This is a genomic window from Bacillus cereus group sp. BfR-BA-01382 (genome assembly GCF_022663475.1).
Classification (GTDB): Bacteria; Bacillota; Bacilli; order Bacillales; family Bacillaceae_G; genus Bacillus_A; species Bacillus_A thuringiensis_S.
Map to the genome: position 1 here is coordinate 1 of NZ_JAKUFQ010000076.1, position 18,830 is coordinate 18,830.

An 18,830-nucleotide genomic window follows, 5' to 3' on the forward strand; every position below is an offset into this window, starting at 1 on the left:
TTTGGCTAAGGTACATGTAGAGTTTATTTCAAAATCGCTTCTTATGTAAGTGATTTTCTTTTTAATATTAATTGAACAGTGGTTAATTAATTTAGGAGGGGATTTATAATGAAAAAGGCTTTAGTATTAGGTGCTTCTGGTTCAATGGGTTATGCAATTGTAAACGAATTATGTGGCCGAGGGATTCATGTGGTTGCTTTTGCAAGAAATAAGGAGAGATTAGGTGCATTATTTTCTGGGAACAAACATGTAGAAGTTGTAGCCGGCGATGTATTTGTAAAAGAGGATATAATGAATGCTGCTAAAGATGTTGATATTATATTTCATGTTGTAAATATTCCGTATTCAGATTGGGAGAAACAGCAAGAGAAATTATTAATAAACATATTAGAGGTATCGAAACATTACGGTATCAAACTAGGGATAGTTGATAATATTTATGCGTATGGAAGGCAAGGGGAAGGGCTTGTAAAAGAAGAGGCTAAAAAAAGACCACACACAAAGAAAGGGAAGATTCGTTTACAACTTGAAGAGATGGCAAAACAAGCTAATGTACGAATGTTTATTGCTCATTTCCCAGACTTTTATGGTCCAAATGCAGAAAGCACACTTGTTCATCATACATTAAAGGGAATACTTGCAAATAAAATGTCTAGCTTTGTTGGAGATAAAAAGATTGCCCGTGAATATATTTTTACACCAGATGGTGCAAAAGCAATGGTTGAATTAGCTTTACATGATGAGGCCTATGGACAAAATTGGAACATACCAGGTTATGGTGTTATTACAGGTGAGGAAATGATTCAACACATACGGGAATTAACGGGATATACGAAACGATTAATAACTGTAAAAAGAGGAATGATCCAGTTTATTGGTTTGTTTGATAAGCAGATGAAAGAATTTATGGAAATGCTATATTTGACGGAAAAACCAGTTGTATTAAGCGGGGAGAAATATGAGAGGTATATCGGGGATATACCAAAAACTTCGTATTATAATGGGCTAAAAGAAATGATTATATCTATGCAAAAAAAGGGTGTGTAAATGTTAGTATATAAAAAAGTTACTTCTACCTACAGAAGTAACTTTTTTGTTATGCCTTTTGTTTAACTTCACTAACTTTCTTTTCAGCTACAATAAAATGCGGTCTACGTTTTGTTTCATAATAAATACGACCGATATATTCACCAATAACACCTAGGAATATGAGTTGAATACCGCCAATAAATAGTATAGCGGAAATGAGAGTAAAGTAACCAGGAACTTCCACACCACCAAGGATAATTTGAACGAACGTAGTGATTACATATAAAAGTCCAAAAATGGTTGTTAGTAATCCAAGATATATAGATAGGCGTAACGGTTTATTATTGAATGAAATTACACCATCAATTCCGTAATTTAATAATTTCGAGAAGGTCCATTTACTTTCTCCATCAGAACGTAATACATTTTCATATTCAATAATTAATTCGTTATAACCAATCCAAGAGAATAAGCCCTTTGAAAATCGGTTGTACTCACTTAAGGATACTAATGAATCCACTGCTCTTCGACTTAAAAGTCTAAAGTCACCAATACCATCTACTAATTCAATATCTACAAACTTATTCATCACCTTATAGTAAAGACGAGAGACGAAAGAGCGAACGGGTGAATCACCAGTTCTTGTCCTTTTTGCAATGACTTGGTCGTAGCCATCGTTATATCCTTCTAACAGTTCTTTTATTAACGTAGGAGGGTGTTGTAAGTCAGCATCCATAATAACAATGGCATCGCCTGTAGCGTATTTTAAGCCAGCTAACATTGCAGCTTCTTTTCCGAAGTTTCGACTAAACGATATATAGTGTACCGATGAATCTGAACTAGCTAAATCACGTAAAATATTTAATGTATCATCTTTACTACCATCATTAACAAAAACAAATTCATAATCGGTAGTTAATTTATGAATTTCAAGAGAAGTCTCTGAATAAAAGGCTCGAAGCACCTTTTCTTCATTGTAGCATGGTACAACGATTGAAAGAGTCATTTTTGACACTCCTTGTTTGTAGTGGGTTAAAACAATGTTATGCGTTTTTATATGAAGCTATCCAATTGGATAGCTTCATGATTCATTGATTGCTCATTATTGCTTTTTAAAAGAAAATTTTCGTCGTGCTTTTGGATTTGTGAAAATTAGTAAAGCTACACAAATAATTAGTGAGATAATTGATATAATCATACCTAATTTGAAGTAAGGTGTAACGTAAGTCATTTCGATTACATGTGAGCCTTTTGTAATGGGAACACCGATAAAGGCAGAATTCGCTTTCGTAAATTCCTTTTCTTTTCCATCAACTTTTATAGTCCAACCTTTACTATATGGAACAGATAAATATAGGAGCCCGTCTTTATTTGAGTTGATATCCCCTTTTAAATAATTGTTCTTATAATAAATATTTTCAAGTCTATTTTCAGTTAATTTTTTTGTTTCTTTTTGTACACTTTCATAGTTTACGATATTTGCTTGTAAGTCACCTAATTCATACTCACCTGCCATATCAATAGAGATAGTTAGGTTTTCTGGACGCTCAGTGCCTAAATTGTAAACAAATCTTTCTAACGGATACGAGTATGCACCAGCATCGTCACCTTTTCCGATTGTTTTTCCATTAACAGTTGCATTGAATGTACCTGTATTTTTCAATTTTAATTCTATCAGTAGGTCACCAGGCGTATTAGGATAATTGATAGGTAAGATCATATTTCCAAAGCCATGAACAATTAGTTTGTTTCCTTCTTTTACCATATTTTCGAATTTTGCTTTTTCCATTTTAATAGATACTGCCTTTGACTTAAGGTCTTGTTTATTAAAATGGTTTAATGAAAATTCTTTTGTATTATTAACGACAACAGCATGTAATAATAATTGATCACGCTGAGCGAAGTTTAATTTAGAAAACTCTTCTTCACTTATAGCCGAATCATATACATACCCTAACGGTAAGGTATAGTTATTTTTGTAAATATTATATGGTCCTACTTGCTGTAATAGTTTATATCCATAAGGTACATTCTTTGGATCTGTATCAGCACTTAATACGCGATATTTTATACCTAGCATATTTTCAAGTAGCAGTCGACTATCAGCTTGATAAAACATTGAGGGTGTATCGTACATTTGGAATACGCCATATTTATTTTTCATAAAGTCATGGACATAATAATTAACCAAGCTTTGATATGTACTTACGCCATGATATCCTTGTAGCATTGGTGTGTTATATTCGCTATATGGATTAAGAATACGATAAAAGTCTTTATCATTTTCTTGTATGTAGCGAATTGCAGCAATTTCTTCTTTATTATCATAGCCTGGTTCGTGTAACTTTTCAGTTGAAATCTGGCTCTGTCCGTAAACGGTACTAAGTATATTATTCGCATACATATAATTCATAGAAATTGTGCTAACGAGTATGTTCAATACAACTAAAAATTGTATGAAAGGTTTAGAAATATAACGCCATAAACATACTGTAATAACAGAAAGAACGACAGTTCCGAGTAAAATGTTATCAACGTCTTGTAAAGGTTTATCAGTTACATTTATATTTGCTTTTCTATAAAATGCATAAATGAATAATCCAATAGACACTAATAAACTTATTAAATAAGGTAATTTGTAGTCTTTCTTATGAATAATCATCCAATCTAGAATGTATGCAATTGTTTGGGCAATGACAAATACAAATAAATAAAACCATCTAGATTGCATTGCTGAAAAACCATTAAATACAGAATATGTATATGGAAGCATAAACAGAATGAACATGAATAACGTAAAGAATACTTTATTTTTAACGAGTTTATCACGTATAAACATTCCAAATACGATTAAGAATAAAATTAAAGCTGGTAAAGCTAGTTGATGATTTTCAGCACTATACATGAAGAAAATATTTTCCATTAAATCTTTATAAAATTTATCTTCAAATAATAGTGGTATCTCAAACTTTTTTGATAGTCGATCGGCGCTAAATACGGCATTAACTGATGGGAGGAAGCAAACGGCGGCTAAACCGAGTGATAGTCCGTACAATAAGCCGATTCTAATATAATAAGTTAGAAAAGAGACAATCGTTTTATTTTTTTGTGTCGCAAAGTATTGGAATAATGCATAAATGAATATGAAAATACTTGTGATAAAAGCAAAATAAAAGTTTGATGCTAACATTAAAGTAGCAGCGATTAGGAAAAGTCCGCGCTTCTTTTCAATAATATATTTATCAAGTCCCCATATTACTAATGGTAAAAATACAATGGCATCAGCCATGAAATCCCATAGTAAAGAGTGGCGGATGAAAGTAATACAGCCACCATATATAATAGCAGCAACAAAAGATGAGAATGCTGTTTTATTATGGTAACGTAAAGAGCCATACATGAATAACATAGCTAAAAAGTTTTTTAAAATACTCATGTATAATTTCACGTCATACACTTGCTCAAGACTTAGTTTAGGTAGTAACAGTGTAATCCAGAAAAACGGTGATGTGCTGTAATAATAACTAAACTCTCCAAATAAATCTCCACCTAACCCATAATCAAAAGACCAGAAAAGGTTGCCGTCTTTAAAGGCATGTTGCAGAAGAAACGTAAAGAAGCCAAATTGGCGTAATGCATCCCCTGTACCAGAAAAGGCTTGATTAGATGTTAAAAAGAAATAATGAAAAGCAAAAGCACACAATAATAATATTGGCATAATTATTATCGTTTTCTTGGAAAAGAACTTATTATTCGGCTTTATGCTCATAAAAATTGATAATCCTCCTTTAAAAGTTGTTATCATGTAGCAACTAGTTTTTAGGTAGCATATAAAAACACACCAATTTTTAAAGGTGTGTTCTTTAGTTTTAACATGAGAAAATATATATTTTTGTTGAAGCATATATATTTTTACAGGCATTGAAATTCATAGTTTACATGTAATTTAGTATAAGGCATTTTCAGAAAGTAAGTCAATTTGACCTGGAATATATAGAATTTTTTTACTGAAGAAAAATAGTGGTATATAAAAAAACAAAAAGCTTTTCCATTTTTAAATAGGAAAAACTTTTTGTTTTTAAGCATGTTTGCGAATGAGCTTTTGTTTTATAAACCCTAAAACGAATCCACGTATTTGAGGGTCAATTAAAACCCCGATTATACCGTATAGTATACCAGTAAGCGTTAAAGCAACTAATGGTGGTAAGTTGATTAATGCGATTCGGTATATACCGTAACTAATAATAAAGGCTAAGGAATTAAATATAATTCCTTTAACTAATAATTGCATGCCTTTACGAATAAAGAGGGTAAATCCGATTAATAGTGTAATTTCGGTAAGGATAGCTGCGGCAGCTGCCCCCATCATTCCATATTTACTACCTAGTACAATATAACCTATGATGGCAACAACTAATCCAATAGTCATTGTTGTTGCGCGTTTCCATTGCTGGCCAATTGTTGTTAAATTGTCGGCTAGTGGATAGTTAATTGATTGTAAAATAACCATAAACGCTAAAATAGCAAGAGCGTCACCAGCGGGAGCGTACTTTTCTCCTAATAAACTAACAATCCAGAAACTTGGATCAGCAATAAAGGGGATAGAAATTCCCATTCCTAAAAAAGACATAAGTTTTAATTCAAAACTTGATAATTTTCTATGTTCTTCGATGTTTTTCTCATTACCAAAAGCAAAAAGCCTTGGATAAAAGGCAGCTGCAATTACTCCCGGTATTTGATATAGTACAGCTGGTATTTTAGATGCAGCACCAAAGAATCCAACTTGATTATATGTTGAAACCTTTTCTAAGATAATAGGCCCCAATTGTGGTAAGAGCATAATGATGATTCCATTGATTGTGAAAATAAGTAGTTGATCTAAAATACCTTTATCCCAACCCTTATGGACTTTCGTATAGCGTATTGTCATTATAAAGGCGATAACACCTGTTACAAGACTAGATACCCCGTACATGGCAGCAACCATCATAAGTGACCATTGGAAAGACATCCCTAGTAATAGGGCAGCAGCAGCTGTTACACCTTGTAGTACAGAAATAATAGCTGTAAATTGCATGCGTTCTGTTACTTGGAAGTAAGCCATCCCAACACCTTGTAAGGTTGCTCCGAACATTGTTGGTAGAACAACCCAATATACCATCGCACGTAAGTAAGCATCGGGATAGAAGAACTGGGCAAAAATAGCGAAAAGTACAGAAATTACGATAGCTAATATTAAACGAATACGTAAATAACTACTTATTAGCACGCTAATATTAGCATCGCTTCTCGTTCCTTCACGCATAAACGTATGTGTCAAGCCTGCATCTGTAAAGTAACAAATAACAGCTGAAACTGCTAACGCAGTTGTAAACATACCGTAATCACTTGGAGAAACATATCTTGCAAAGAAAATGGTTGCAATAGCCAGTACAAATCGAACAGTAATATTTCCTACAAATAGGTAGGAGGCATTTTTAAGAATCTTATTTGTTTTCATGGGAAAAAACCTTTCTATTCTTTAGGACCTTTTTTGTCTGTCCTATTTGTAAATTTGATTTGTTTACGGAAAGAGAGGTGAGTACTATACTTTCAGTTTAAGAAAACAGAAATTTAATTCGTACAAACCAAAGCATTGCATATAGTTTTTTACTACGCTTTCCGTTTTTTGAATAGATTTTACGGCAATATTTCTTTATATCTTTTTTGATTAATTGAACTTGGGCATTATTTAATTGAGAGTTTTCTTTAATGTATATACAAGCATTATTGATAACCGTATAAGGGAATAAATAAGTCTCAAGAATCTCAATAAGTGACTGAGGGTCTTTCGTAATGAAGTCTTGAGATTTATTATGTACCCAGTCTTTCATACGATTGAATACTTCCAGTTCTTTAGTTGTTTTTAATTCGTAATCTTTATATTTAGAAGAAAGATTTCCTTCTGATAAGATTCTATAACATGTTAAATATTCATCGACATAGCATACATTTGTCACACTCATTAGTTTAAATAAAAACTCCAAGTCTTCTCCCCAGCTACATCCTGGTGTAAAACGGATATTATGATTCATTGCGATAGAGCGTTTGAAAATCCAAGTACTTGTTTGAGCAACAACTTGGTGTGTTAAGAATGCTTTTGCCATATCACCTTTAATAAAGTTTGTTGTATGCTCAACCTTTTCGCCTGTTTCTTCGTAGAAATTCATATAACCACAATAGCACGCGTCCATGTTGTTTTTATGCATACTCTCGATTTGTTTCTCAATTTTAGTTGGATGCCATAAGTCGTCACTATCAAGGAAAGCGACGTATTCTCCGCTAGCATTTTCAATCCCTGTATTACGAGCTACTGAAACACCTTGGTTTTTTTGGTGAACGTACTTTACTTGACCCGGATATTTTTCGGCAAGGTTTTTCACGATAGAAGGTGATTGATCTTTACTTCCATCATCTACAATTACAATTTCAATGTTTTTATATGTTTGATCTAGTATTGACTGCATCGTTTCTTCAATATATTTTTCCGTGTTATACAGAGGTATGACAACAGAAACAAGTTGCTTTTGTTCCATCATAGAATTTTTATCTCCTCAAGTTTTTTATGTCTTGCACCATATATACAAGCCCTTTGAAAGGGAGAAGATTACAAGAACATCTGTATAAGTTTAACGCATATAAACTTTGTAAATCAACTTTCTATTGTTGTACTTTGTATAAAAAGTATTTATTATAGAACGTATTGTGTTGTAAAAATATAGAAAAAATTTTTGAAGGTTATGTATCTGAAGGGAGAAGATGAGATGTTAGGGCGATTTACTCGCAAATCTAATATAGTCCTTTTAGGGATTATTATGATTGTCGGGTTTGCACTTCGTTTTGCAACTTTACAAACACATGGTGCAGATCTATCTATAGCTAGCGATGATATAGGTTATCAAAAAACGGCAAATATTTTATTGGAAACAGGGATGTTAACATACCATGAACCAGATAAACCAACGATTCATATTATGCCGGGTTTTCCAGCCTTATTAGCTGCTGTATTTTACTTTTTTGGAAATGGCAGTGAAGGTCTTTTTATAGCCAAATTAATCATTATTCTATTAGGGGTACTTAGTATTTTGCTAACTTATAAGATTGGTACTTATTTATTGAATCCTGCTGCAGGATTAATAGGTGCTTTCTTATTAGCTGTGTATCCTCCAGAGATTGTTATGGAAAATTTAACTTTAACAGAAGGGCCGTTTCTATTCCTTTCATTAGGATTAGTATATTGGAGTTTAAAATTAGCTGATACTCATAAAACGAAACATCTTCTGATTGTATTAATTTTCTATTTTTTAGCACTGTACCTCCGCGTACAAATTGCCTTATATCCAATCTTATTATTTGGGTATCTTTTAATGAAACGCTATCCATTCCGGATTATGATGAAGCAGGCGATTATAAGCATAGGAATAGGACTTATCGTACTTGGACCATGGTGGGCCCGCAATTACATTCAATTTGATAAATTTATCCCACTAACTGCAGGGGCAGGGAATCCGTTATTACTTGGAACGTATCAAGGGGAAGGTTACCCAGAAGGTAAGGATATGGGGGAACTTGAAATAGAATTACATGCAAAGTACCCTAATCTTGAAGCGCATGAATTTATGGAGTTAGAAGAAAAAATAGCCATTGATAAAATGAAAGAATGGTGGAAAACGAATAAGGGCTCTATGATAGAGAGTTATTTAGTCTTGAAACCAGAAATTCTTTGGAAAAAACCGTATTATTCTATAGAGCATAATATTGAAGTATTCAATGTTTCTGCAAAGGATATGAATGAAATATATAATTTTATTAAGACGACGTTTTTAATATGTACAGTACTTTCATTTATTTTCCTTTTAAAAAGGTGGAGAGAGACTACATTTTTATGGTCAATCCTTTTACTGCAAACAGCTTTAACATGTTTTTATGTTGCATATGAACGATATGCATTACCGTTAATACCATTCTTATTTATTATAATTGGAGTAGGGACCGTGGCAACGATTATGAAAATTAATAAATTATTAATTAGAAAAAAATAATTTGCAATAAAAAACATCTTAATTTTTTTAAAAAATTAAGATGTTTTTTTGTATATATTCATATTTAAATAGAAAACTATTCGTTATCGGTTTCAGTTTGCGTTACTTTTAATTTTTGCTTTAATAACGCATAATCTTGCGTTAATGTTACAAGTTGATGATGTAATTTAGAAATTTTTCTTGTTAAGTCAAAAATTAAGATGAAACAGAATAATAGTCCAAATAAAAATAAAACAGATGGAGGATATTCTACGTGTAATAGTTGTCCAATCCAATTTATAATTTTTTCAGTAGAACTTAAAATTGCCATTGAAACACAAACAAAAATCCATAAAATGGCATATTTAGTTTCTAAAGCTCCACGACGAATAGAATTAATAATTAATAAAAATAATAATAGAATGAAGATAAATGAAAAGGTAATTATAGGCATTTATTATCAACCTTTCACAATTTTTTGCATCAATATAGCAAGGCTTACTTTAATCATGTAATATGCAGATTTAAGAGGTGTAATAGAAGATTGTCCCCCTTGGCGCTCTTGCATATTTACGGATATTTCATGAATGCGTAATTTTTTCTTTTTTAAATGAATAAGGACTTCTGGTTCTGGATAATCTTTTGGATAATTATGTGCAAAAATCTTAATTACTTCTCGATTGATAGCACGATACCCAGAAGTTGGATCCATAAAGGTTTGTTTTGTTAGTACTTTCAGTAGAGCAGTAAAATAAAAAATACCAACTCTTCTGGAAATACTACCTTTATAAGCTGTTTTCTCTGTAAAACGTGAACCTAGCACCATATCGCATTGGTCTTCAGCAATAGGTTTTATAATTTTGTACAAGTCATCAGGATTATGTTGCCCATCAGCATCGAACTGAATTGCAATATCATATCCATTCTCATAAGCGTATTTATAACCAGTTTGTACAGCTGAGCCAATACCTAGGTTATATGGTAAGTTCACAAGGTGAACAGGAAAATCATTTACGATTTGAGCTGTTTTATCATGTGATCCATCATTAATAACGCAAATGCTTAATTCTGTAAAATGCTGTTTTAGTTTTAATAGTCTTGTTAATGTATCTGCAATTGCTTCTTCCTCGTTATACGCAGGAATAATAATTAACGTTTTTGGTATTGAAATTGGTACCTCAATAGACATTATCGCACCATCCCTTATATACTTAATTATATTATAGTTATTTTTAAACGAACCTTATCTAATATACCATTAATAGTATAGCAAAATAAAGGAAAAACTGGTGGGTTATTTTAGGAGACAAACAGTAAATAAAAGATAAGAGCTGGAATTTTTTTATAATAAAAAATACATGCAAGGATGAAATAAACCTGTGCATGTATGAAGTGAGAGTAGCGTATTATATATTCCATGGCTTACTTAAAGTTAAAACTTCAGCCATCTCTTTACTTTTTAAACGTCCCTTTTTTCGGTTTTCCGCACGTTCTAAACCGGTTGTGTGTAACCAATGTTCTTCCTGAGTTTCAGGGAGTACTTGTGGTACGGACGAAGGTTTTCCATCTTTTATTGCCACAAATGTAATGAAGCAAGTAGCAGCAATTCTACGCTCGCCTGCTAGTAAATTTTCTGCGATTACTTTTACGAAAACTTCCATTGAAGATTTCCCTGTATAACATACAAATGCTTCATAACAAACAGAATCAGCTTGGTGAATTGGAGTTAAAAAATCAACTGAATCAATAGATGCTGTTACGCAATGTTTACGACTATGTCTTGCAGCCGCAATTGAAGCAATACTATCAATTTCTGCTAATAATTTCCCTCCAAAAAGTGTTTGGTGATTATTTAAATCGTTAGGAAAAACACGTGTTGTCTTAATTGCTTTAGATTCTCGCATGAATTTCTTTTCCATATATTCAGCCCCTATAGTCTGTTTTCAATCAGAATAATATGTGTAAGCGGAGTACTCATATTAGATATTTAATGAAGTAAAGTGTATTCCAAAAGAGAATGATTTAAACTTCTGTATTTGTATTCATATAACTGAAAGAAAATTTATTTTATCTAAAATGTAGTGTAAAAGAGGATTCGCTTACATTGCAAGTAAAAAGTAATGACTATGTATTTGTCATAGAAATTCCCTATCAGCCGTGTACCCATTCATGATAGAATCGTTTTGTTATGAATGGAAATAGAGGTGCAATGGACATATGAATCATATACAAACAAATTTTTCATCTTTCTTCAATAAAATTACGATCGGTGCGATGCTCGCATTTTTTGTTTATAGTTGTTGGGCAGCATTTGAGACAAGTAAGCAATTTTTTGGAGGAAGTACAACAAGTGTAACAATCATACTGGCAATTTTCGTCATACTCATTTTGTTAGTGGCATCAATCCTACAATATCGTTTTACAGATAAACAATTTCTTATTTTTCTTATAAGTATATCTATAGTTGTGAGACTTAGTATGCTGTTATTTGTAGATGCTCCAATAATTGGTGATATGAAAGTGATGTATGAGTCTGCAAAGCAGATTGCAATTGGTAATAATATAGGGACTGTAACTCATTTGCCTTTTATTATATATGAGTCAGTAATTATTCGTATATTTGGTGATACATTATTCGCTTTACAACTATTTAATGTGTTATTTTGCGCAGGAACCGCATTTTTTATTTATCGTATTGCGGCAATGGTTTTTGGAGAAGAATGCGGGCGTATTGCTTCTATATTTTATGCTCTGTATATTCCAAATATATTCATGAGTTCCGTATTAACTCCTGAGTCACTTGCAATATTTTTATTTTATTTTGCTTGTTACATACTTTTATATAAAGGATTAGATCATCCTTATATGTGGGTGTTTTCAGCGATTTTATTTGCATTTAGTAATATGATTTTCCCAATGGGATTATTTCTTCCTATTTTTATCACGGTATATATATTATTAATTGAAGTGTTTCAATCAGCAACGAAACAAAAAGTGTTACTAAAGATGATAGGGATACTTATTCTATTTTATATTGCTCATTTTAGTGTGAATTATGGAATTAAGACAATGGGACTGTCACAATATACGATTGCGAATGAGACGTATGTTCAATCTGTCTTAATTGGAAAAACGCAACATGAGGAAAAAATATCGAAAAATCAAAGTGTAACAGAGCATATTGATCAAAAGTTAAAAGAGATTGAGGGAGAAAGATTTAAACTTTTAGAACCGATGATAAATCAGTTTTCAGAGGAGGGGATAAATTCTATTCTTTTTAAATGTGAAAAACTGATATATATAGCCGTAACATTGTTTATGAATATAGCTCTATTACACTTCCTAATTAAGAAACAACAAAATGAGGGATATATGTTGTTCTTATTTTTAATTAGTGGCTACGTATTGTTAAAGCTCTTCCAAGTAGATATGGCATATTACAATGTAATTATGCCGGCATTGTTTATTTTGCAGAGCTTTGGTGTTTATATGAGTTATGTGTATTGTCAAAAAATATTTTTCAGAAAGTAAAAAGAATCCATTCTGGATTCTTTTTTTGATGAAAGATGAAATTTAGTAGTCAGTGCAGATGAAAAGTATGCCTGACCTGAATTTTGTCTTATCGATTTAGTTCTAGTTGCAAATTATCGGCTGTTAGAGCCATTTGTGAGGAATCATCTTGAATTCCTTTCATGACTTGTGAAATAGTTTGTAGCTCATGTTCAATTTTCTTATTCTGTTCTTTTGAGTTAGACATATCTTTTACAATTTCTTGGAAGTATCGATCTGTTGCCGACATACTATCCGTTCCTTCCGATACGAGAGAGCTAATTTGTTTCACGGAAGACGAGACACGGGTAATTTGTTCATTTGTTTTTTCGACGAGCTTTGTAACGTTAAATATCGATTCTTTCGTTTGCTCTGATAATTTTCGGATTTCACCAGCAACAACAGAAAACCCCTTCCCAAATTCTCCAGCACGTGCAGACTCGATAGCAGCATTTAGTGCGAGTAAATTTGTTTGCTCCGCGATCGATTTAACGATATCTATGATTTCGTTAATTTTGTTAGAAATATCGAGAAGTTCATGAGTATCTGTAATAATCGTTTCCATATTCATTTGAATAGATCCCATTCGTTTGTTTTGCTGGTTTAATTGTTCTTTCCCTTTATTCGCTTTTTCTTCAGATGTTGTAGCTAATGATGTACCTGTTTTAGCAATCTCTACAATAGTTTCAGACTTAGCGGTTAGTTTTTGAATAGAAGAGCTTGTCTTTTCAGATACAGCAGCTAGTTCTGTTGCGATATGCGTAATTGTCATAGCAGTTAGTTCTTTTTCTTTCTCATGCTCTTTTTGCATTCTTTCATATTCAGATTCATAAGCTGCAAGAACAAGTTCTTGTTCAAGAGTGAATAATTTATTTATGACATTTATAGAATAGGAAAAATCATCGATTGTTGTTATTTTTGTTTGCAAAATCTTCATAATAGAGCGGAATAATTCTTGATAAGCAGCAGTATACCATTTTCGATGTAAGCCAATTTGTACATGTCGTTTGGCAATCCTAACACGCTGTTCAATAAAATCTTCATGCATATTGCCGCTGAATAATTCTTTAATATGTGTTTTTAAAGTTTGCTTTAGTTTTGGAATAGAGCTGTAACGTTCAATAATAGTAATTAAATTAGGTTGTTTTGTAATGTTGGCATAGAATTTTTCAGTAATCCAATCAATTTCTGCATAAATAAAAGGCTGTAGTACTTTTACAACTTGTAAATCTTCTTTTGAAATGTGTAGCATATCCATTTGAATTTTCAGTTCAGAATTAGTAGGTACATTAAAAGTTATTTGTTGGTCCTTACTTAATTCGATTATACTAGCGTTTGTTTTATTAATATTTTTTTTGAAAACCCCAAGCATCATTCTTCCCCCTGTGTATAAAACGTTTTCAATTTTAAAACTAATATAGAGTAATTATATATGCTTATATATAATTACTCTATATTAGTTCGTAGAATAGTATATAAATTAAGAGAATTCTAGATAGAATTCTCTTAATGGCCTTTATTAATTTTAGCATGTGTTTTAAAGAAAACAGGGAAATGCACATTATATATTACAGTGACGACACGAATAACGAATGTTACTAATAAACAAACATAGAAAGCTAATACGTGCGCGCCCATAGCGTGTGTGATTAGGAAGCTAATTGCTCCTAAGATAGAAGCGATTGCGTAAATCTCTTTTCGGAATACGTAAGGGATATCTTGAGCACAAATGTCACGCAAAATACCGCCTCCAATACCTGTAATGACTCCCATTGAAACAACTAAAAATGAGGCGTCAACATGATGTGACATTGCCGCATTTGCACCAATAGCTGTAAAAACGCCTAAGCCAACAGCATCAGAAAGCATAATAACGATTTGAAGTTTATTGATGCGCTCAAAAAACATACAAGTAAATAATGCTGATAATACACTTACGAAAAAGTAAATGGGTTTTACAAATGCGACAGGGGGCAGGTTACCAATCATGATATCACGAATAATACCGCCGCCGAGCGCAGTAGCTACAGCTAAACAAAGGACACCAAATAAATCTAAATCTTTTTTTAAACCAACTAATGTACCAGAAATGGCAGCGGCGATAATGCCAAGAAACGTAAATATATCGATTAATAACATGGCCTTAATCCCTTCCTCTTAAAGATGTTCCAGAGAAAAAATATACACTAAAGTATTGGAAATAACAATTACTTTTCGTTACATGTAGAAAAACGGATAAAATACATAAAGAAAGCGTTTGAAAATGTTTAGGGGAAAACGAAGCAAGGTTAATTTTTAGTTGTAGGGTAGCCGAGTGAATGTCATTTTTTAACCGTTAAATTCTATATATCAATAAAATGATTAATAAATGTTTGCTATAATGCTGATAATAAGTGAAAGAGTGTTAGATAGTTTTTATAGAGATAGGGAAGGATAGCTAAAGGATAATATTTTCTAGTTACTAGTTACGATGGATTGGCTAGTTTCGGTATAAAAATAGTTCTCAATTTAAATATGAGTTATGTTATAATTGCTAGGTGTGTTTTAACGATAATAAATTATGATTAAAAGATAATGTTAAGATTTTGTATGGAGGTCTTGGAATGTTAGCAAATCAAGCTAGGGTTAGATTTGAGCATTTTTTGCTCTTTTTTATTATTTTACAGCCTGTTTTAGATTTATTAACGTCTCTTAGCATCACTTTATTAAAGTCAAATGCTACCGTTGGAATTTTAGTAAGATTCCTTATTATGGCTGTTGGTGGTATTTACATTTTAATTCAGGCAAAAGAGAAGGAAAATAGAAAGTTTTTAATTTATCTTATATTATTAGCCGGAGTTTTAGGGGTAGGATTTATTAATAATAAACTAGTTAAGGATCCTATTGTACTTAGTGAAGAAGTTAAATTCGTTGCGAAAGCATTATATATATATATTATGCTGGGGTCATACATTTTAGCTTTAAAATCATTGAAAAAGACAGTTAATATTAGTGATAAGGTTCGAAATAGTATTGTATATTCTACATTAATCATTAATGCAATTATGGTTATTTCTATTTCAACATCTACTGACTTTGGTAGTTATGAATGGATGAAGGTTGGTTCTCGAGGTTGGTTCTATGCAGGGAATGAACTAGGTTCAATCTTAGCTATTATTTTCCCTATTGTGGTACTATATTCTATTCAAAAAACAAAGAGCTGGAAACACATTTTATATTGGATTCCATCAATTTTAATGATTTATTCGCTAATTCAGGTTGGTACGAAAGTAGGAATGGGCTCAATTGGTGCTACGTTAGCGGCAGCAATCGGGATTATTTTACTTCAATTATTATTTGATAGAAAAAATCCGAACAAAAAATCCCTTGCGCTTAATGCAGTAATTGCTATTATCCTATTGGCCGGTGTAGTTGGAACGTTTAAACAAACGCCATTAGCACAAAATATGGGTATTCACAATAATTATTTATCAGAGCAAAATGTGGCACAGCAAGGTCAAAAAGAAAAAGAAATTAAAGAGAAGCTGAAAAAAGAGCAAGAACTTAAAGAAAAAGAAGAAAAGCACCATAAGGCTGAAAAACCAGAAGAAAAGGCGAAGATAGAAGAGGAAGTTAAGAAAGAGCTTGAGAAAGAGCAAAAGAAAGAAAATCAAGAAAACCTTATTTTCAGTGGACGTCAAGTATATGAAGAAAGACATAAGCAGTTCTTTAAAGAAGCGCCAATGTCACAAAAGTTATTAGGAATGGGTTATGCAGGTAACTTTAAATACAATGAAGAAAAGCAGCCAGATCCAAAATTAATTGAAATGGACTTCCATGATTGGTTTTATGATTTCGGGATTATTGGCTTTGTATTACTAATGATTCCATTTATTTATTACGGGCTAAGAATTCTACTAGCATTTGCTACGAGATTTAAGGACATATTTAATATAAAATATGGAATGATTTCAGCAAGCTTATTGTTAGCGTTAGGTATTGCTTATATTGCAGGACATATTTTAACAGCACCAGGAGTTGGGATTTACTTTGTAGTGGTGCTAGCTTATCTAATAGTAGACCTAGAAATTGAATGATAAAAATAAAAGCTAACTTTTGTTAGCTTTTATTTTTTAGTACATTAAAATAAAAATAGCTGGAAACGTAGCGAGGATTTAAAGGAGGAAAAAACATGAGAATATTGCATATGAATGCAGGAGCAGAAGATGGGGGAGGGAAAACACATATTATTTCACTTCTCGATCAGTTTCCAACTGGTGAAGTAGAATTAGCAGTATTTGAAGATGGAATTGTTGCGAAGGAAGCAAGGGAATTAGGGATAAAAGTCCATGTGTTTTCACAAAAATCGCGCTATGATTTATCCATTTTAAAGAATATAAGTGAATTTATTAATAAAGAAAAATTTGATGTAGTTCATACGCATGGTCCTAGGGCTAATTTCTATGTTTCTTTAATGAAAAAGAGAATAAAGGCAAAATGGGTAACGACTATTCATAGTGATCCATTTCAAGACTTTACTAAACAGGGCTTCAAAGGTTGGATTTTTACGAAATTAAATTTGAAAGCCTTAAAAAATATAGACTTATTTTTCGTTGTAACAAATAGATTGAAAAAAAGCCTGGCAGCATTAGGGATTTCAAATGAAAAGATGCATGTTATTTATAATGGAATTGAATACGATAAGGAAAAAGCAGAAGGCTATAATAAAAAAGAAATGTTCAATATTGCTGAAGATGTATTTACGGCAATCCAAGTAGCGCGATTACATCCTGTCAAAGGACATGAAGTTTTATTCGATGCGTTACAACAAACAAAATTGGAGAAAATTAAAGTATTATTAGTTGGCGATGGCCCATTAGAAGAAAATCTAAAGTCATTAGCTACTGAAAAAGGGATTAACGATAAAGTAGAGTTTTTAGGACATCGTCAAGATGTAAAACAATTATTTGCGTCGTCACATGTAAATTTATTAACTTCTCATAGTGAAGGGTTCCCACTAGTTTTATTAGAAGCGGCAAATCAACGCGTACCATCAATTGTGACTAGGGCTGGAGAAATTGAACCATTAATCGTAGATGAAACTTACGGATGGATTGTGCCAACAGATGATGGAAAGGCATTAGCATTAGCTTTAGAAGAAGCGTATGATAAGTGGAAAACTGGAGAATTAGCAGCAATGGGTAAACATATTTATGAGCATGCTACTATGAATTTCTCACTTCAAAAACTATATGAAGATACAAAGGAAACATATAAGCAATTAATAGCGAAAAACTTGTAATGATAGAGAGGATAGTTAACTATGGCAGTACAAACAGTTGATATTCTAGGCGTTCCTTTTTCTACAATGACAATGGATGAAACGGTCAAATATTTAAAAGAACAACTAGAAGCGGAGCGAACTCATACGTTTCAGGTAGTAACAGCAAACCCTGAAATTGTTATGTGCGCAAAAAAGGATGAAAAGTTCTATCAAACATTATTGAATACAGATTTAATTACACCTGATGGTATTGGGGTTGTAAAGGCAAGCGGCATGCTTGGTACACCTTTAAAAGAACGTGTAGCAGGTTTTGATTTAATGTGTAATTTACTTGCGAAGTTATCAGAAGATAGTAAACCAGTATCTGTTTTCTTATTAGGTGCAAAGCCGCATGTTGTACAAGCTGCAGCAGATCATTTAACAAAGACATATTCAGCTGTATCCATCGCCGGTACACAAGATGGTTATTTCAAACAAGAAGACGAAGAGAATATTATTTCTCGCATTCAAGAAGCAAAACCAGATTTATTACTTGTTGCACTCGGTTTCCCGAGACAAGAGAACTTTATCCAAAACAATAAGCATCGTTTAGAAACGAAAATGGCTGTTGGAGTGGGTGGAAGTTTAGACGTATGGGCTGGAGAGGTAAAACGTGCACCAAAATGGATTCAAGCGATTCATTTAGAGTGGTTTTATAGATTATGCAGTAATCCAACACGCTGGCGTCGTCAGTTAGTATTAGCGGAATTTTTAAAAGAAGTAATGCGTTCGAAAAAGTAGCGAAATATCGCTACTTTTTTTTATTTATTCATTTTTAATGAAGTGAAACTTTAATCAGTGAGTCATCCCTACTGATTATTAGCCCTCACCAATCGGGATAGACGTTTTACTTTTTGGGAATGATGAAGGAGAATTTTTTACACAAAAGT

The 18,830-nt window shown here is 32.4% G+C and carries 15 protein-coding genes and 1 pseudogene; 6 read left to right on the top strand and 10 right to left on the bottom strand.

All coding sequences use genetic code 11. The annotated features are described in order from the left end of the window. The first annotated feature begins 108 nt into the window (after positions 1–108). A complete protein-coding gene (locus MR160_RS23960; RefSeq protein WP_000709950.1) occupies positions 109–1,047 on the top strand; it encodes an NAD-dependent epimerase/dehydratase family protein in 939 nt (312 codons plus the stop codon). Positions 1,048–1,096: 49 nt separating this feature from the next. Here the strand turns inward: MR160_RS23960 and MR160_RS23965 are convergent, their stop codons facing one another. From MR160_RS23965 to MR160_RS23980, 4 genes are all read right to left on the bottom strand, one after another. Beyond that, on the bottom strand, positions 1,097–2,035 hold the full coding sequence (locus MR160_RS23965) for a glycosyltransferase family 2 protein (protein ID WP_000175828.1): 939 nt from the start codon (positions 2,033–2,035) through the stop codon (positions 1,097–1,099). A gap of 96 nt (positions 2,036–2,131) precedes the next feature. Beyond that, positions 2,132–4,798 (bottom strand): YfhO family protein, encoded by a 2,667-nt coding sequence (locus MR160_RS23970; RefSeq protein WP_000023698.1) that lies wholly within the window; start codon positions 4,796–4,798, stop codon positions 2,132–2,134. Positions 4,799–5,107: 309 nt separating this feature from the next. After that, positions 5,108–6,529: an oligosaccharide flippase family protein gene (locus MR160_RS23975; RefSeq protein WP_000856134.1), complete on the bottom strand. Its 1,422-nt coding sequence runs from the start codon at positions 6,527–6,529 to the stop codon at positions 5,108–5,110. A 97-nt stretch (positions 6,530–6,626) separates the two neighbouring features. Beyond that, positions 6,627–7,607 carry a glycosyltransferase family 2 protein gene (locus MR160_RS23980; RefSeq protein ID WP_081143984.1) on the bottom strand — a complete coding sequence of 327 codons (981 nt, stop codon included), beginning with the start codon at positions 7,605–7,607 and terminating at the stop codon, positions 6,627–6,629. Between the two features lie 225 nt (positions 7,608–7,832). Here MR160_RS23980 and MR160_RS23985 point away from each other — a divergent pair, with 225 nt between their 5' ends. Continuing rightward, positions 7,833–9,110, top strand: coding sequence for a glycosyltransferase family 39 protein (locus tag MR160_RS23985; RefSeq protein WP_000901472.1), 1,278 nt, complete (start codon positions 7,833–7,835; stop codon positions 9,108–9,110). Between the two features lie 76 nt (positions 9,111–9,186). Here MR160_RS23985 and MR160_RS23990 read toward each other — a convergent pair whose 3' ends face one another. The 3 genes from MR160_RS23990 to MR160_RS24000 all read right to left on the bottom strand — a co-directional run bounded on the left by MR160_RS23990 (position 9,187) and on the right by MR160_RS24000 (position 11,008). Beyond that, positions 9,187–9,543 (bottom strand): DUF2304 domain-containing protein, encoded by a 357-nt coding sequence (locus MR160_RS23990; RefSeq protein ID WP_001121769.1) that lies wholly within the window; start codon positions 9,541–9,543, stop codon positions 9,187–9,189. A gap of 6 nt (positions 9,544–9,549) precedes the next feature. Beyond that, entirely contained in the window at positions 9,550–10,278 is a 729-nt protein-coding gene (locus MR160_RS23995) for a glycosyltransferase family 2 protein (protein ID WP_000021477.1), read from the bottom strand. 217 nt (positions 10,279–10,495) lie between these two features. After that, positions 10,496–11,008: an acyl-CoA thioesterase gene (locus tag MR160_RS24000; RefSeq protein ID WP_000412126.1), complete on the bottom strand. Its 513-nt coding sequence runs from the start codon at positions 11,006–11,008 to the stop codon at positions 10,496–10,498. A 298-nt stretch (positions 11,009–11,306) separates the two neighbouring features. Here MR160_RS24000 and MR160_RS24005 point away from each other — a divergent pair, with 298 nt between their 5' ends. After that, a complete protein-coding gene (locus tag MR160_RS24005; RefSeq protein ID WP_001015635.1) occupies positions 11,307–12,620 on the top strand; it encodes an ArnT family glycosyltransferase in 1,314 nt (437 codons plus the stop codon). Between the two features lie 88 nt (positions 12,621–12,708). Here the strand turns inward: MR160_RS24005 and MR160_RS35380 are convergent, their stop codons facing one another. The 3 genes and pseudogenes from MR160_RS35380 to MR160_RS24015 all read right to left on the bottom strand — a co-directional run bounded on the left by MR160_RS35380 (position 12,709) and on the right by MR160_RS24015 (position 14,777). Beyond that, positions 12,709–13,449, bottom strand: a complete 741-nt coding sequence (locus MR160_RS35380; protein WP_396132498.1) for a methyl-accepting chemotaxis protein — start codon at positions 13,447–13,449, stop codon at positions 12,709–12,711. A 15-nt stretch (positions 13,450–13,464) separates the two neighbouring features. Beyond that, positions 13,465–14,013, bottom strand: a pseudogene (locus MR160_RS35385) (protoglobin family protein); the annotation flags it as partial. A 131-nt stretch (positions 14,014–14,144) separates the two neighbouring features. Beyond that, the gene (locus MR160_RS24015; RefSeq protein ID WP_000924367.1) at positions 14,145–14,777 is read right to left on the bottom strand and encodes a trimeric intracellular cation channel family protein; all 633 of its coding nucleotides are present in this window, start codon (positions 14,775–14,777) and stop codon (positions 14,145–14,147) included. A 464-nt stretch (positions 14,778–15,241) separates the two neighbouring features. On the opposite strand from MR160_RS24015, the gene MR160_RS24020 reads away from it, so the two are divergent. The 3 genes from MR160_RS24020 (at position 15,242) to MR160_RS24030 (ending at position 18,681) form a co-directional block, all read left to right on the top strand. Then, positions 15,242–16,714 (top strand): O-antigen ligase family protein, encoded by a 1,473-nt coding sequence (locus MR160_RS24020; RefSeq protein WP_242298190.1) that lies wholly within the window; start codon positions 15,242–15,244, stop codon positions 16,712–16,714. Positions 16,715–16,809: 95 nt separating this feature from the next. Next, positions 16,810–17,919, top strand: a complete 1,110-nt coding sequence (locus MR160_RS24025; RefSeq protein ID WP_001221223.1) for a glycosyltransferase family 4 protein — start codon at positions 16,810–16,812, stop codon at positions 17,917–17,919. Between the two features lie 21 nt (positions 17,920–17,940). Then, entirely contained in the window at positions 17,941–18,681 is a 741-nt protein-coding gene (locus MR160_RS24030) for a WecB/TagA/CpsF family glycosyltransferase (protein WP_000290744.1), read from the top strand. Positions 18,682–18,830 lie beyond the last annotated feature (149 nt).